General features: G+C 44.6%; 10 protein-coding genes, 1 pseudogene and 1 CRISPR repeat array. Of the genes and pseudogenes, 4 read left to right on the forward strand and 7 right to left on the reverse strand.

Annotation, left to right across the window (positions count from 1 at the left end; genetic code table 11):
* Nucleotides 1-16 precede the first annotated feature (16 nt).
* The 5 genes from sppA to dnaA all read right to left on the reverse strand — a co-directional run bounded on the left by sppA (nucleotide 17) and on the right by dnaA (nucleotide 6,675).
* Nucleotides 17-1,843, reverse strand: coding sequence for a signal peptide peptidase SppA (gene sppA / locus ACE1CD_RS36595; protein WP_374791741.1), 1,827 nt, complete (start codon nucleotides 1,841-1,843; stop codon nucleotides 17-19).
* A 45-nt stretch (nucleotides 1,844-1,888) separates the two neighbouring features.
* On the reverse strand, nucleotides 1,889-2,923 hold the full coding sequence (fni, locus tag ACE1CD_RS36600) for a type 2 isopentenyl-diphosphate Delta-isomerase (protein WP_374827870.1): 1,035 nt from the start codon (nucleotides 2,921-2,923) through the stop codon (nucleotides 1,889-1,891).
* Nucleotides 2,924-2,948: 25 nt separating this feature from the next.
* Nucleotides 2,949-3,500, reverse strand: a complete 552-nt coding sequence (gene pyrR, locus ACE1CD_RS36605) for a bifunctional pyr operon transcriptional regulator/uracil phosphoribosyltransferase PyrR (RefSeq protein WP_190469794.1) — start codon at nucleotides 3,498-3,500, stop codon at nucleotides 2,949-2,951.
* Nucleotides 3,501-3,683: 183 nt separating this feature from the next.
* The gene (gene dnaN / locus ACE1CD_RS36610; RefSeq protein WP_374791737.1) at nucleotides 3,684-4,865 is read right to left on the reverse strand and encodes a DNA polymerase III subunit beta; all 1,182 of its coding nucleotides are present in this window, start codon (nucleotides 4,863-4,865) and stop codon (nucleotides 3,684-3,686) included.
* Between the two features lie 427 nt (nucleotides 4,866-5,292).
* Nucleotides 5,293-6,675, reverse strand: a complete 1,383-nt coding sequence (dnaA, locus tag ACE1CD_RS36615; RefSeq protein ID WP_374827871.1) for a chromosomal replication initiator protein DnaA — start codon at nucleotides 6,673-6,675, stop codon at nucleotides 5,293-5,295.
* A 621-nt stretch (nucleotides 6,676-7,296) separates the two neighbouring features.
* Nucleotides 7,297-9,839: a CRISPR direct-repeat array (repeat unit 37 nt; unit sequence GTTTCAATCCCGTTGCCGGGATTCTGTTAATTGAAAG).
* A 647-nt stretch (nucleotides 9,840-10,486) separates the two neighbouring features.
* On the opposite strand from dnaA, the gene ACE1CD_RS36620 reads away from it, so the two are divergent.
* The 4 genes and pseudogenes from ACE1CD_RS36620 to ACE1CD_RS36635 form a co-directional block, all read left to right on the forward strand.
* On the forward strand, nucleotides 10,487-11,722 hold the full coding sequence (locus ACE1CD_RS36620; protein ID WP_374827872.1) for an HhoA/HhoB/HtrA family serine endopeptidase: 1,236 nt from the start codon (nucleotides 10,487-10,489) through the stop codon (nucleotides 11,720-11,722).
* Nucleotides 11,723-11,817: 95 nt separating this feature from the next.
* Entirely contained in the window at nucleotides 11,818-12,351 is a 534-nt protein-coding gene (gene def / locus ACE1CD_RS36625; RefSeq protein ID WP_374791731.1) for a peptide deformylase, read from the forward strand.
* 33 nt (nucleotides 12,352-12,384) lie between these two features.
* The gene (locus ACE1CD_RS36630) at nucleotides 12,385-12,738 is read left to right on the forward strand and encodes a hypothetical protein (RefSeq protein ID WP_374791730.1); all 354 of its coding nucleotides are present in this window, start codon (nucleotides 12,385-12,387) and stop codon (nucleotides 12,736-12,738) included.
* Between the two features lie 8 nt (nucleotides 12,739-12,746).
* Nucleotides 12,747-13,049, forward strand: a pseudogene (locus ACE1CD_RS36635) (TerD family protein); the annotation flags it as partial.
* An 88-nt stretch (nucleotides 13,050-13,137) separates the two neighbouring features.
* Here the strand turns inward: ACE1CD_RS36635 and argS are convergent.
* Together argS and nadC are read right to left on the reverse strand one after the other, a co-directional pair.
* On the reverse strand, nucleotides 13,138-14,895 hold the full coding sequence (gene argS / locus ACE1CD_RS36640; protein WP_374827874.1) for an arginine--tRNA ligase: 1,758 nt from the start codon (nucleotides 14,893-14,895) through the stop codon (nucleotides 13,138-13,140).
* Between the two features lie 35 nt (nucleotides 14,896-14,930).
* Nucleotides 14,931-15,812, reverse strand: coding sequence for a carboxylating nicotinate-nucleotide diphosphorylase (gene nadC / locus ACE1CD_RS36645; RefSeq protein WP_374827875.1), 882 nt, complete (start codon nucleotides 15,810-15,812; stop codon nucleotides 14,931-14,933).
* Nucleotides 15,813-16,026 lie beyond the last annotated feature (214 nt).

Consider the following 16,026-nt stretch of genomic DNA (forward strand, 5'->3'; position numbering starts at 1 on the left):
GCGTAAGTCCTGACCTCTAATCAATCCTAACGTTAAAAGGCAAACGAGCATAAATGTCAAAAGGATCGTTGAGAGTACCCAGAATACTCAGATCTTCCCGCAGTCGATCGTAAGTGAGCGTCAGCGGGTCAAACTGCTGAGCTTTAGGAGTATTTTCGCTAGCGTTCTGGCTACTGCTGAGCAGATTTCGCAAAAGGCGTTCTTCAAGACTGCGACTTCTGGGATATTGTTGTAATTCCCAATCATTACCAAGCTTTGCTTCCTTAGCAGCAAATTTAATCGCATTATCCAAACCACCAATATCATCAACTAAACCAATCTGCTTCGCCGCCAAACCCGACCAAACTCGCCCTTGAGCAATTTCTTGCACTTTCGCAGGCGACAGCTTGCGCGATTTTGCCACTTTATCTATAAATTGAAAGTAAATGCGATTGACAGACCCTTGGTAAATCGCCAATTCTTGAGGTGTCTTGGGACGGGAAATAGTTTGAGCGTCAGCATATTTACCCGTTTTCACCACATCCCAGGTCACACCGTTGTCGTTAGCGAGTTTTTGCACGTTCAACAAAAGTCCAAAAACACCGATCGAACCTGTGATCGTGTTGGGTTCGGCAAAAATCCGGTTAGCATAAGTGGAAATCCAATATCCACCAGAAGCCGCGACATCGCCCATTGAAACAATCACCGGTTTTTGCTGACGAATCAGTCTCACTTCTCGCTGAATTACCTCTGACGCCGTGGCGCTACCGCCAGGACTGTTAACGCGCAAAACTACAGCTTTGACATCTTCATCCATTCGCATCTGGCGCAGTTGTCTCGCTAAGCGATCGCCTCCCACTTGTCTGATGCTACCTTCTCCATTAACGATTTCGCCTTCGGCGTAGACAACGGCAATTTTATTTTGAGATTCACGGTTTTGGGATACAGATTTATCCGCGACTCTGGCATAGGTACTCAGGCTAATCTGTCGGAATGTTTTTTCATCTTTATTATTGCCAGTCAGCTTCTTGAGGTCGGATACTACCTCATCTAAATAAGCAACTTTATCCACTAGACCATTTTTGCGAGCCTGTTCTGGCATCAACAAACCTTGACTATCTGCGATCGCCTGGACTCTCTGGGGAGTTAACTTGCGGCTTTTCCCAACGGTGACGCGAAATTCACCCCAAATATCGCTTAACAATTTTTGAATTTGTTGGCGATTTTCCGCACTCAATTGTTTTAACACAAACGGTTCGACGGCGGATTTGTATTTACCGACTCGGATTACTTGCACGCCAACACCGTACTTTTCAAATGCTCCCGCCAAGAACATAGTTTCCGATCGCAGGCCGTTAAGTTCCATCATACCTAATGGATGGACGACGATGCTGTCTGCTACTGAGGCTAGATAATAACTCGGTTCATCCCAACCAACGTTGTAGGCGATAATTTTTTTACCAGATGCTTTGAATCTTAAGAGTGCCTGCCGTACTTCTTTTAGCGTTGCAAAACCTCCCACCGCACCTTCTGATTCGCCGCTAGCATCCAAGTATATGGCTATTATACGTTTATCTTTAGTCGCGGTGTCGATCGCATCCAGTACGGTGCGTAAAGTAATCCTGTCGCGGTCATCTTCTCCCGATACGGCTTTTTGAATTAACTCTCCTGTGCCGGAAGAAGGATTTGTATCGGTGATTCGCACGGACATATCAAAAACCAATACCGACTTATCTTTTACTTGTGGCCCGGTATCTCTGGTTGCCGCATAAATCAGCAATGTAATTAGTGTGCCCGCTCCCAAACCGAAGAAAATTAATAAACCCAATAATGTAGCAAAAGTGTGTTTTATGAAATCCCGCATATTCTTTGGTAATTCCTAATGGTTAATTTAATTATTCGTCTTTTGTTAGCTAATCGGTGACTTCTGCAAAGCGCCAGAGTTTTTGAGGTCAGATAGCGTTGCGTTACCCGTACAAAATAGCACCGTAGTAATTTCTGCTATTAACACTTTAACTAAGGCGTGCAGTGCTTCTTCCGATTCCGCAGCTGCTTGCAGAAATGGCCATGCCATCCCGGTGATGTCAGCACCCAGCGCGATCGCTTTGGCTGCTTCCAAACCATTACGCAGTCCCCCAGAGGCGATCAGGGGTATATTTGGTGCGATCGCACGAATAGTAGCTACACATTCAGCAGTTGGCATTCCCCAATCTGCAAAGGTTGCTCCCAAACGTCGTTGCTGAGCATCTGTTGCCCGTTCGCTCTCCACCTTCGCCCAAGAAGTTCCTCCCGCACCGGCGACATCAATAGCAGCAACACCGACATCGATTAATTTCTGGGCCATCGCTGCTGAAATCCCATTACCTACTTCTTTTGCTATCACTGGCACTGGTAGTTTTTTGCACAGTATAGCAATTTTTTCCAGCAATCCTCGGAAATTTGTGTCTCCCTTGGTTTGCACGCACTCCTGTAATGGATTGAGATGTAGAATTAGCGCATTTGCTTCTAATAAATCTATGACTCGCCGGCATTGTTCTAAGCCATATTCATAGTTTAATTGCACCCCACCCAAGTTGGCAAATAAAAGAATATCTGGGGCAATATTTCGCACTGCAAACGTTTTCCCAACCTGCGGATTTTCCACTGCTACTCGCTGGGAACCTACCCCCATCGCTATTTTGTAATGTTGGGCTACTTCTGCGAGACGATAGTTTATCTTCCCTGCCTGTTCTGTCCCGCCTGTCATCGAAGATATCAGCAGGGGCGCACCCATTTTTTTATCTAAAAAATTAATACTGATGTCAATTTCATCATAGTTTAATTCTGGCAAACAAGCGTGGATAAATCTATATCTTTCCAAGCCATTAGTAGTTTCGTGAAATTGGACATCTCGATCGAGACAAATACGTAAATGATCTGCTTTTCTGGTTTCCGTTTCTGTCATATTTCAATGTTTGTAAGTTATTAAGTTATAGTTCAACGTTCGGTACTTTTATTAACTCTACAGCGTCTCTGCCATCGATACTTTGGAGAAAAACCTTAACTTGTTCTTCTTTAGCAGTCGGTAGCTGTTTGCCTGTAAAATCCGGGTGTATCGGCAATTCCCGATGACCGCGATCGACCAATACAGCTAACCAAATCGCTTCCGGTCTACCATACTCGCTGAGCGCATTCAGTGCGGCGCGAACAGTTCTGCCTTTGTAGATTACATCGTCTACTAGCACAATAGTTTTGCCAGAAATATCGAACGGTATTTCTGTTTTAGCAGGTGTCCGCAAACCAATGCGATCGAGATCGTCTCGATAAAAAGTGATGTCCAGCGCACCCACAGGCACTTCCTCTTGTTCGAGCAATTCAATCTGGTGGGCCATTAGCTGCGCTAGAGGAAACCCTCTGGTCTGAACTCCCAATAAACCTAGTTTCGATAAGTCACGAGCTTTTTCAATCACTTGGGAGGTCATACGGGTGAGAGTGCGCCGTAACTCTTGTGCTGATAGAATTTCGACGATTTGGGAAGGCATAGGGAAGAAGGGGTTAGGGGTTAGGGGCAGGGGGGCAGGGGAGCAGGGGAGCAGGGGAGCAGGGAGAAATTGTGACTTTTGACTTTTGACTTTTGACTTTTGCCTTTTGACTTTTGACTTTTGACTTTTGCCTTTTGACTTTTGACTTTTGACTTTTGCCTTTTGACTTTTGACTTTTGACTTTCAAACTCGTAGTTGTACGGGCATGATCAAGTGGGTAGCTTTCCAGCCTCCCAGCGGTTTTATGACTACAGGACTCAACGCCTGATTCAGTTCCATTTGTACTTGTGGGGTATTCAAGTTTTTCAGACTTTCCATCAAGTACTTGACATTGAAGGCAATATCAATACTATCTCCAGAAAGCTCGATCGCAATTGATTCCTGACCGCTACCGACATCTTTAGCTTCGACTGACAAAGTAAGCTTTTGGCTATCGTTGTCCAAATTCGCTTTGACAATATTGTTTTTTTGGTCAGCAAAAACGGAAATCCGCTCTATGGCACTCAAAAACTGTTTGCGATCGAGTGTAAAATTTCTGATAAATGCCTTTGGCAGCAGCTGGCGGTAAGTTGGAAACTGCCCTTCCAGCAACCGCGTAGTCAGACGTTGGTCGCCCCACTCAAACACAACTTGACTACCGTCGAAACTAAGGCCAACCGAAGGTGCGGGCTGGTCTGGATTTTGCCCTTGGCGCATACCTAAAATCCGTTCTACTTCTCGCAGCGCTCTGGCCGGCACGGTAACATTCAAATCTGTTTCGCTGATGTTATCGTCCTCTTCTTCATCATCCTCATTATCTGGCTGTTGATGAAAGGTTTCTACCATTGCCAATCGATGTCCATCCGTGGCGGCAAATTCTAGGCCATCTTTAGTCAGGGTAAGATGAACCCCTGTTAAAACCTGTTTTGTTTCGTCCGCACTGGTCGCAAATAAAGTACCGTGCAATCCAGCAATCAAAGTTTCGGCTGCTAGATAGATTGTTTGGCCGTTTTCTATGGCAGGCAGTTCTGGATATTCTTGCGCTCCCATCCCTCGGACTTGGTAGCGTCCAAAAGACGAAGTGATGGTGGCTAGGTATTCTTCCGCTTCATCGTCTACCTTAATTTGTCCGTTTGGCAGACGCGAAATAATATCGTTGAGCAGCTTTGCCGGTAGCGTTAAGGTGCCGCCGTCTTCTACTTGCGCGGCAAAGCTTGTTCGGATTCCTAAGCTGAGGTCAAATGCGGTTAAGCTGACTCGCTGGGAATTTTCATCTGCTGTCAATAGCACGTTACCCAACACCGGATGTGTTGGTCGAGAGGGAACTGCACGACTGACCAATGAAAGGTTGGTACTCAAATCGTTTTGCTCGCAAATGAATTTCATCGGTGTTTTTCTGTCTGCTGGCAGTTATGGAAGTCTTTGGCAAGCATAGCTCAGAACGATATTGTAGTACTTTTGTATTGCCATATTCTATACCTTGCTTCTATCTCATTTTTAGGAAAAATATCGCGACCCATAAGGCGTCAGTTAGGACGTTGTTAATCCACCAAACCTAACATTTCTAGCCCCTAACCCCTAACCCCTAACCCCTAACTCCTCTCTATAGGTTGTGGAAAATGTGGAAAAAGTCTGGGAACATATTCCCTGCAAGCTTTTTATGAGTTATTTGCCTGTGGAAAACTTGGGGAAAAAGCAAACATTTTTCCACAGAGTATTTATACTTAATTTATTTTCCACGCAAATATTAAGGTTTTCCACAAATTTTCCACAGGCTTTTCCACAATCAATTTTGGATTTGAGATTTGAGATTTTAAGGATTTGTTTGCGATCGCGTGGCCAAGTTAATGCGATCGCTCAGTTGGCGCAGCGTTTGTGCCATATTCGGGTCGCTATCTCGCAGTTGGGCAACTTTTTCGCAGCTGTACATCACCGTTGTGTGATCCTTCCCGCCAAACTCTTCGCCAATTCTCGGCAAACTCAAATCTGTGTGATGGCGCATTAGGTACATACCAATTTGCCGCGCTTGACTAATTTCCCGCCGTCGCGAGTTTCCTTTGAGATCTTCGATCGAAACTTCATACACCTCAGCTATTACCATCAGCACGATATCTGGTGTTGTCGCCACTTTCTCTGTGGGTGGATTTAAAACCGGTGCGATATTTTCTACCGTCATCGGCAATCCAGAAATCGAGATATAAGCGACAGCACGAATCAAAGCACCTTCTAATTCTCGGATATTAGAGGTGTAATTCGTAGCAATGTACTCAATTACGTCGCGAGGCAAGCGCATATTCTCGTATTCCGCCTTTTTTTGCAGAATTGCCATGCGCGTTTCCAAATCTGGCGGTTGAATATCGGCAATTAATCCCATTGAGAAGCGGGAACAGAGGCGTTCTTGCAATCGGGGAATTTGCTTGGGGGGTCGATCGCTCGCCAATACAACTTGCTTACCCGCTTCGTGTAAAGTGTTAAAGGTGTGGAAGAATTCCTCTTGGGTGTATTCCTTCCCTTCGATAAATTGGATATCGTCTACCAACAGCACATCGGCGGCGCGGTAATGCTCTCGGAAACTCTGCATACTATCTTTCCGAATAGCCGCAATTAAATCGTTGGTAAATTGTTCGGTGGAAACGTAAAATATTTTGGAATCTGGAGCAATTTCCAGGCGATAGTGACCGATCGCTTGCATGAGGTGCGTTTTTCCCAATCCGACGCCACCGCAGAGAAACAGGGGATTGAACTCGCGTCCGGGAGATTCCGCCACAGCGAGAGAGGCAGCGTGGGCCATGCGATTGTTGGGGCCAACGACAAATCTGGAGAAAACGTGCTTGGAGTTTAAGGTGGTTGGTTTGGGTCGGTGGCGATCGCTATTTTCTGGTATGCTGGGTACGATCGGCACAGGCCAAACAACGCTAGAGTCGCCATTTGTGGAGTTTTCGTCTCCTTGAGCGACTGTAATGTAAATTTCTACCGGATGACCCAAAATATCTTCAACTACATCAGCAATGGTTTTGATATAGTATTTTTGCAGCCAATTGCGAGCGAAAGGATTGGGCGTGCGAATTACCAAACAGTTATTTTCCAATTGCTCAGCGTTAGCAGTTTTGATCCAAGTCTCAAAAGTGGGACGGCTCAATTGTATCTGTAACCGTTCCAGTACCTGACTCCAGAGACTCTCAAGCGCAAGTTCCACAGCTTTCCTCTACCGCTAACGGCCAATAAATAATCTATGCAATACGGGAGCGAGTTTAACGAAGGTATTTGCTATTATATGTCAGTTTTCACAGATCGTTCCCAGTGCGATCGATCGGTCTGGAGGAATTATTCTGCTAAGCTGCACCCTTGTTCATTTTTGTAGCTGTACCGCACATAAATTTTTCGATGTTATTAAAGTAGGCTATTTTGATAAGTTTTAAGTTTTGTGGAAGGTAATAAGGTGATATCGTCTTAAATCAAAGTGCGATATCCTGGTGTTTCAATCCCGTTGCCGGGATTCTGTTAATTGAAAGATTATCAGTAACAGATAAATGATGGAAATCCAATGGTTTCAATCCCGTTGCCGGGATTCTGTTAATTGAAAGTCCATTAACTTAGATTCACAATCCTGTTTTTGTTGCGTTTCAATCCCGTTGCCGGGATTCTGTTAATTGAAAGCCAGGCCGGTGCGGAAACCCAGCGACGAAAACTTGAAGCCGTTTCAATCCCGTTGCCGGGATTCTGTTAATTGAAAGTGCCAACTCCCAATTGATTATGAAGCCAGCCAAGTTTCAATCCCGTTGCCGGGATTCTGTTAATTGAAAGCTAGAAGAGTTAAGTTTCAATCCCGTTGCCGGGATTCTGTTAATTGAAAGGCTGCATAGATGTCGGGCTTTTCAAATCGCTCCATGTTTCAATCCCGTTGCCGGGATTCTGTTAATTGAAAGTTGAGTTTGGATTCTCGATGCTATCAGACGGCCTCATGTTTCAATCCCGTTGCCGGGATTCTGTTAATTGAAAGTCAGCAGGAAGAAGTTCGACGTTGTTGGCAGTTAATACGTTTCAATCCCGTTGCCGGGATTCTGTTAATTGAAAGGATAAATTTGAAAATCCCAAGCAATCACGACAGAAGCGTTTCAATCCCGTTGCCGGGATTCTGTTAATTGAAAGTGAGTTCTAGGTGTGGATTAATCGCTGTTTCATCAGTTTCAATCCCGTTGCCGGGATTCTGTTAATTGAAAGTCAAACAACAATTTTTATGTTAAAGAATCCATTACCGTTTCAATCCCGTTGCCGGGATTCTGTTAATTGAAAGTAGCCTTAAGTCCAACCATCAAGTCAAAAGCGTTTGGTTTCAATCCCGTTGCCGGGATTCTGTTAATTGAAAGAGGGGTGTGTCAATCACGGAATCTTTTTTCTAATTCAGTTTCAATCCCGTTGCCGGGATTCTGTTAATTGAAAGATTACACTGCCAGTGGTTTTATTCCAACGATGGCCGTTTCAATCCCGTTGCCGGGATTCTGTTAATTGAAAGAAGGATGTTCTAAACTTTCCATACAGTCCGCGATGTTTCAATCCCGTTGCCGGGATTCTGTTAATTGAAAGCCGAGGCGCTGCCCGACTAGCGCGGTGGCATTGTAGTTTCAATCCCGTTGCCGGGATTCTGTTAATTGAAAGGTTAGAATTCCTGCCATTTGATTTCAGCTAATTCAAGTTTCAATCCCGTTGCCGGGATTCTGTTAATTGAAAGTTCCAAGTAAGCTTCCCCAATCCCAACATCAAGATCGGTTTCAATCCCGTTGCCGGGATTCTGTTAATTGAAAGTTAATTCCTTCATGATGCCCAAAGATGGTGATTTGTGGTTTCAATCCCGTTGCCGGGATTCTGTTAATTGAAAGAATCTAATCCTTTACTCACAGATATTCAAAAAGCTATGTTTCAATCCCGTTGCCGGGATTCTGTTAATTGAAAGCCACACAGACCCAACAATGGGATTGGCAGCAGCCGTTTCAATCCCGTTGCCGGGATTCTGTTAATTGAAAGCCGCAAGGGTTCTAGGTTTGTCTGCGTGCAGGTGATAGTGTTTCAATCCCGTTGCCGGGATTCTGTTAATTGAAAGCTTGGTCGCTTCTGTTAAATTCTTGCTATCATGTTGAGTTTCAATCCCGTTGCCGGGATTCTGTTAATTGAAAGTGAAAGGGAGATGCTTTGTCCACCCAAAACGGTATGTTTCAATCCCGTTGCCGGGATTCTGTTAATTGAAAGAGCAGGGTTTTTGGGCGCGAGCGATAAAACTTTTCTGTTTCAATCCCGTTGCCGGGATTCTGTTAATTGAAAGAAATCCGCCAGACTCCATCAATAACTAAAGCTCTTGTTTCAATCCCGTTGCCGGGATTCTGTTAATTGAAAGCACAAGCAGGCATGAAGCCTTAGACTTTGTGCGTGAATTGATGGGTTTCAATCCCGTTGCCGGGATTCTGTTAATTGAAAGCTGAAAAATTACCTATAAGAAAGGAAAGTATGACTTTTGTTTCAATCCCGTTGCCGGGATTCTGTTAATTGAAAGCTTACAAGCTTTGTTCCTTTTGGATAGAGTCGGGGCCGTTTCAATCCCGTTGCCGGGATTCTGTTAATTGAAAGTTGAGCGTCCTGGCGGGACGCTTGACCAAATAAAAACGTTTCAATCCCGTTGCCGGGATTCTGTTAATTGAAAGTGGTCAATCTTTTTACTAAATTCTTGTTGTAAAAGGTTTCAATCCCGTTGCCGGGATTCTGTTAATTGAAAGGGATGGATAGAAAACTGCTTTATATTAGTTAGCAGTGACGTTTCAATCCCGTTGCCGGGATTCTGTTAATTGAAAGTTCCCCTAGAAGGCTAGGGGAAATGATTAATTAAAGTTTCAATCCCGTTGCCGGGATTCTGTTAATTGAAAGATCCAGTCGCAAGATTGCGACGAAAAAAGCTCAAAACCCTGTTTCAATCCCGTTGCCGGGATTCTGTTAATTGAAAGGCTGGGGGAGGCGCATCTAATGGAGACTTAAAGAATTGTTTCAATCCCGTTGCCGGGATTCTGTTAATTGAAAGGCGGACTGACTTACCGGATTATGTCTCAAGCTGTAGGTTTCAATCCCGTTGCCGGGATTCTGTTAATTGAAAGCAGAGAACTTACAAACGACTTTTTCCCGGCAGAAGATGTTTCAATCCCGTTGCCGGGATTCTGTTAATTGAAAGGAGCTTCTGTATGAAAAATCAGAATCAAGGATAGGGAATTGTTTCAATCCCGTTGCCGGGATTCTGTTAATTGAAAGAGGGAGAGGGGAGGGTATCGGAAAATCAGAAAAAGGTTTCAATCCCGTTGCCGGGATTCTGTTAATTGAAAGACTGGCCCCTGAAACCCAGACAAACAAGGCATTCTGAAGGCACTTTTCGTGAACCTCATTTTTTGCCTCATTTCAGGCTCGCTTATTGCAAATAAATTGCAACTATTTCCTTTGGCCAAAGGCTGAAAGTATTTATTTGTCAAGGTTCTGGCGTTTTTCGTGAACCCCCCCAGGTTTTGGCTCCCGCTTCGGTTCACGAAAACTATAGTAAAGCAACGGCATTTTCTTGTCAAGGGTTTCGCTCTATGGTATGGAAAATCCGATAGATGGGCCCTCAGCTAGAGCGCCAGTCCAGTAAAAGAGGTTGACAAAACATGATAGATATGTATGGGGATAGAGACCTCGGCAGGGCGAAGCAAGAGGGCATAAAAATTGTTGCAGATGGCGATCGATTGTCGCCCTCTTGCTTCGCCCCTACATAATACATATTTCGATGTTTTTGTCAATTGATTCGAGTGGATTAGCGCAATAGTACAGCACAGCAGAAATAACTCACCAGTTTCATTCTTTTTCCCCCACTCCCCCACCCCCCCTGCTCCCCCGCGACCCCCATCCTTAGAGATAAATCACCTTCGCAAAGGTTGGCAAGCAGGATCGATCGCCCTTCGTGCAGGATAGTAATAGTAGATCGTACAGTCCGCAAAACTATGAGCTTGGCCAACTTTTCCGGCAACAAATCAGCCATTTATCGGTTGCTGCTGGTAATGGCAGCAGGGGTATCTTTTTTGGGAGGCTGCCAACAGCTACCCAGCGCATCCTCTTCTCAACAGTCTAACGCTCCTATTCCTGAGACTCAGAGCAATGTGGGCAATACTACCAGCCGCGCTCTTGCGATCGAAGATGACACAGATACAAACTTTGTTGTCGCCGCTGTGGATAAAGTTGGCCCATCGGTGGTGCGAATTGATTCTGCACGAACGGTGAGGCGTCAAATGCCGGAAGAATATAACGATCCCTTCTTTCGGCGGTTTTTTGGTGGTGATACACCTGTACCACCTGCTGAGCGGACTGTGCGGGGAACGGGGTCTGGCTTTTTGATCAATGCTCAGGGACAAATTCTTACCAATGCTCATGTAGTGAATGGTGCTGATACGGTAACTGTAACGCTTAAAGATGGTCGCAATTTCCAAGGAAAAGTACTCGGCGAAGATTCGTTGACCGATATAGCAGTGGTCAAGATTAACGCCAATAGTTTGCCAGTTGTGGCTTTGGGTAATTCCGATTCTTTACGTCCCGGACAGTGGGCGATCGCGATCGGCAATCCTCTTGGTTTAGATAAAACTGTAACAGTAGGAGTTATCAGCGCCACAGATAGAACTAGCTCGCAAGTAGGCGTTCCCGATAAGCGGATTGGCTTTATTCAAACTGATGCAGCTATTAATCCCGGCAACTCCGGAGGCCCACTCCTGAACGCTCGCGGTGAGGTAATTGGTATCAACACAGCCATCATCGGTGGCGCTCAAGGATTGGGTTTTGCTATTCCTATTAACACAGCCCAAAGAATTGCCGAACAACTAATTGCTAAAGGAAAAGTCGAACATCCTTTTGTGGGAATTCAGATGGCAACTCTGACTCCAGAAATTAAGGAAAGAATCAAAAATGCTTCTAATGGGCAAATCAATGTAGATAGGGCGCAAGGAGTTTTAGTATTCCGCGTAGTCCGCAATTCTCCCGCTGAGAAAGCCGGATTGCAAGCAGGAGATGTGATCCAAAAAGTTGACAATCAAGCTGTTACTACAGCTGATAAGGTACAACAAATCATAGAAACTCGTAAGGTGGGAGATAGCTTGCAAATGGATGTGCAACGTAATGGAGAAGCTAAAACTGTACAAGTGCAGCTAGGCGCTTTTCCAGTGCGGCAACAGCAAGAAGAAGAACCTTAATTGCTAGATAGTCAAGTGCTGCGATCGAAAGCTTGACTATTTAGCTATCTGTTAAAATCCAGATATTTCAGATTGTTCCTTTTAACCAACTCGATATGGCCGAAATTCTGCAAGTATCTCAACTCGGAAATCCCGTAATTCGCCAGCATTCCCAGCCGATCGCAGATGTTAGCGATCGTCGCATTCAAGAATTAATCGATAACCTGGTAGAAACAGTCATCAAAGAAAATGGTGTCGGCATAGCTGCACCCCAGGTAGGGGAACTCGATCGCTTATTTATCGTCGCCTCTCGTCCCAATCTCAGATATCCCAACGCGCCGAAAATGGAACCGACCGCGATGATTAATCCTCGCATTATTGCACACTCGTCTGAGGTAGTCAAAGATTGGGAAGGTTGTCTCTGCATTCCGGGAATTCGCGGTTTTGTGCCGAGATATCAAGCCATTGAAGTCGAATATACCGATCGCGATGGCAAGCTGCATCGCCAAGAATTAACAGATTTTGTCGCCCGCATCTTTCAACACGAATACGATCATCTCGATGGTATCGTTTTTTTAGATCGTGTGGAAAGTACGCAAGATTTAATGACAGAACAAGAGTATCAGCAGCGCATTGTCATAAATAAATAAATAAAATTTTGAATTAGGTAATTATTATAAGTGATGAATTGTTACCACTGGTTGTTGTGTTTGAGCTTTTTTGTCAGTCTACCTCCCGATACTAATATCTTTACCTCTCAACGGCAAAACCCACAATTGACGAACCCGGAGCAACAGGCATGGATAGAATACGATAACGGGTTTTCTGAGCTTTGTCCAGACTTTAAAGACGGTCAACAACGACCTCAAAAATGTTCCGAAAGTGCTAAAAAACGCTTACGTAACTGGCTGGATAAGCAAGCAGAAACTTGTTTAAAAACAGAAATTCCCAGTGGCGATCCGATAACTACTCGCGGTTGTAATCCTGCGGCTGATGCTGTTTTCAGTTATATCGTTCGCTATCGTGAAAGCGAATAAATATATTGACAATTCAAATTGATTTGTCCAAAGTGGATGCTTCAGTTCAAGAAATAGTTTTTGTTGTCACGATTCACGAAGCTGATGTTAGAAAGCAAAACTTTGGTCAAGTCAGAAATTCCTTTATAAGAATTTACGACAATTCGACAGAAAACCAAATTGCCAAGTACGAGTTACAAGAGGATTTTTCCACAGAAACAGCCATTGAGTTTGGTAGGCTGTACAAAAAAGACGGAGATTGGAGATTCCAAGCTGTCGGTCAAGGCTACAAAGCTGGCTTGCAGAAATTTGTAGATCGGTATGCCTCTTAGTCGATATTAGACAAATTGAAAATAATAAATTTGTCTAAATAAAAAGGGGAAATAACGATTAATTTCCTCTTTTTACTGTATTTATTGATTACATCCGCTCTAAAACTTGAATTCCCAATAAAGACAATCCCAACTTTAGAGTTCGGGCCGTTAGATCGCAGAGTACCAATCGCGATGTTCGCACAGGTTCTTCTGATTTAAGCACAGGGCATTGCTCAAAAAACTGGTTGTACTTCTTGCTTAGTTCGTACAAATACTCACAAAGTCGATTAGGGAGCAAATCTTGCTCGGCGTTACTCAGAACTTGGCTAACCTGTAATAAATGCTTTGCCAGAGTCAATTCTGCTTCTTCCTTTAGCAAAATTTTAGCATTTGTTTCCAGTTTTTCATAATCAATATTACCCTTCCGACCGATGCTACGAATACGAGCATAAGCATAAAGCAAATATGGCGCTGTATTACCTTGTAGCGATAGCATCTTGTCATAGCTGAAGACGTAATTGCTATTGCGATTTTGGCTTAAGTCGGCATACTTAACCGCACTAATACCAATTACTTTGCCAACGTTAGCAATAAATTCTTCAGTTTCGGAACGTCCTTCTTCCTTAAGTCTAGCTTCCAGGTCTGCGCGAGCGCGATCGAGCGATTCATCCAGCAAATCTTTTAATCGCACAGTTTCGCCAGAACGGGTTTTTAGTTTCTTGTTATCTTCACCCAGTACTAAGCCAAAAGGAACGTGAACCAATTCTAGACTATCTGGAATCCAACCAGCCCGTTTAGCTACCTGAAAAATTTGTGCAAAGTGATTTGCTTGTCCGGCATCAGTAACGTAGATAATGCGATCGGCATCATCTTGCTGAATCCGATAGCGCAAAGCTGCTAAATCTGTAGTGGCGTAGTTATATCCACCATCAGATTTTTGCACGATTAAAGGCAGCGGCTCACCGTCTTTGTTAGTAAATCCTTCCAGAAAAACGCACTTAGCACCATTATCTTGGACTAATAAATCCGTTTTTTCCAGGTCTTCGACTACAGTAGGCAGCAAAGGATTATAGAAAGATTCTCCTCTTTCGATTACCTTGATATCCAACAAATCGTAAATCACCTGAAATTCTCGCCGCGATTGTTCGCACAGCAATTGCCATGCCCGACGCGAATCTTCATCGCCAGCTTGCAGTTTTACTACTTCTTGACGAGCAGTTTCTTGGAACTTTTCATCTTCATCAAACCGCTGTTTAGCTTTGCGGTAAAAACTTACTAAATCGCCTAAATCTACAGCATTAGCAGTGGTTAAAGCTTCCGGACAAACTTCTCTCAAATAGGCGATTAACATTCCAAACTGAGTTCCCCAGTCGCCCACATGATTCAGTCGCAGGACATCGTGACCTTGAAATTCCAAAATGCGGGCTATGCAATCGCCGATGATAGTCGATCGCAAGTGCCCGACGTGCATTTCTTTAGCAATATTGGGGCTGGAAAAATCGACGATTACTTTTTGAGGATTTTTTGTAGGCGCGATTCCCAAGCGAGAATCTGCCTGGATATCATTTAGTTGTGCTTCCAGGTATGAAGGCTTGAGTGTGAAATTGATAAAACCTGGCCCCGCTACAGTTGGCGGTTCGCAGATGTCGGTAACATCAATATATTGAACAATTTTTTCTGCGATCGCACGGGGCGGTTGCTTCAATTGCTTAGATAGAGAGAGCGCGGCGTTGGACTGATAATCGCCAAATTTAGGATTGCTAGCCGCCACCAGCATTGGGTCTGCCCCAGCAAACTCACTGCCAAAAGCTGCGATCGAAGCCTGCTCAAACTTTGTTTTGAGTTTTTCAAGGGTAGGATTCATTTGTGTTTTGCTGGGAACTCAGACTGCGTGCTTATCTACTCCATCGTACTCATATCTATGTTCATACTCAAATCCAGCCAAGTCGATCGAGTAATGGGCGCACTGGTAGAAATGTAGTCTACGCCAGTTTCAGCCACAGCGCGGATAGTTTCCAGAGTGATGTTGCCCGATGCTTCTATTTTGATGCGATCGTTCTTCTGGCGAATCATCTGAACCGCTTGCTGCATCAGGTCTAGAGGCATATTGTCCAGCATAATGATGTCTGCACCGTGCTGGATGGCTTCCTGGACTTGATCTGGAGTTTCCGTCTCCACTTCTATAGTTAAAGGATACGGGATTCGGGAACGAATGAGAGCGATCGCCTTTCCTATACTGCCCGCCGCCTCAATGTGGTTATCCTTAATCATCACCGCATCATCCAGTCCCATACGATGATTAACAGCCCCTCCCACTTGAGTGGCGTACTTTTCCAACACTCTCAATCCAGGTGTCGTTTTGCGAGTATCCACCAATTGAGTCGGCAGATCCGCGATTTGCTCTGCATACTTCCCAGTCAGTGTAGCAATACCGCTGAGGCGCATAGCGATGTTTAGGGCAACTCGTTCGCCTGTCAGCAGCACATCGAATGGCCCGTGAATGCGAGCCACTACCTGTCCCTTCTTACAGCTATCGCCCTCTGCGACGATGGGGACAAAGGTGACTTGATAGTTTAAAAGCTCAAATACTCGTGCTGCGAGGGGTAAGCCAGCCACAATACCCGTTTCTTTCGCAATCCAATCAGCGCGTCCAACTTGGGCTTTTCCTGGGAATAGGCTTTGCGTGGTGCGATCGCCCCGACCGATATCCTCTAACAACCAACTTTTTAGCACCGGATCTAGCACTATCCAAGGCGGTAAAACAGCTACAGCACTTTCCACAAAAATTTTTTCCTCAATTTTTCTGGCTCTTCAGAGCTAATTTAGCTCAAATCCCTCTCCAGGAACGCACTTCAGCCATTTTAAAAAAATATTGGCAAACCGCTTGACACTCCTTGGCAGACTTGCTACATTAATAAAGCGGCGAGAGAAACGCAGCGAAAGCGGCGGCTCGAAACGCACCGAACCTAGAAAAAATTAATAGTTTGAAAGCCAG

Origin of the sequence: Aerosakkonema sp. BLCC-F183, from assembly GCF_041929145.1 — a bacterium.
Lineage (GTDB): Bacteria > Cyanobacteriota > Cyanobacteriia > Cyanobacteriales > Aerosakkonemataceae > Aerosakkonema.

What these genes read in the sequence shown, in the direction of transcription:
- sppA (WP_374791741.1), bottom strand. Translation starts at nt 1,843, where the DNA reads ATGCGGGATTTCATAAAACACACTTTTGCTACATTATTGGGTTTATTA.
- fni (WP_374827870.1), bottom strand. Translation starts at nt 2,923, where the DNA reads ATGACAGAAACGGAAACCAGAAAAGCAGATCATTTACGTATTTGTCTC.
- pyrR (WP_190469794.1), bottom strand. Translation starts at nt 3,500, where the DNA reads ATGCCTTCCCAAATCGTCGAAATTCTATCAGCACAAGAGTTACGGCGC.
- dnaN (WP_374791737.1), bottom strand. Translation starts at nt 4,865, where the DNA reads ATGAAATTCATTTGCGAGCAAAACGATTTGAGTACCAACCTTTCATTG.
- ACE1CD_RS36620 (WP_374827872.1), top strand. Translation starts at nt 10,487, where the DNA reads ATGAGCTTGGCCAACTTTTCCGGCAACAAATCAGCCATTTATCGGTTG.
- def (WP_374791731.1), top strand. Translation starts at nt 11,818, where the DNA reads ATGGCCGAAATTCTGCAAGTATCTCAACTCGGAAATCCCGTAATTCGC.
- ACE1CD_RS36630 (WP_374791730.1), top strand. Translation starts at nt 12,385, where the DNA reads ATGAATTGTTACCACTGGTTGTTGTGTTTGAGCTTTTTTGTCAGTCTA.
- argS (WP_374827874.1), bottom strand. Translation starts at nt 14,895, where the DNA reads ATGAATCCTACCCTTGAAAAACTCAAAACAAAGTTTGAGCAGGCTTCG.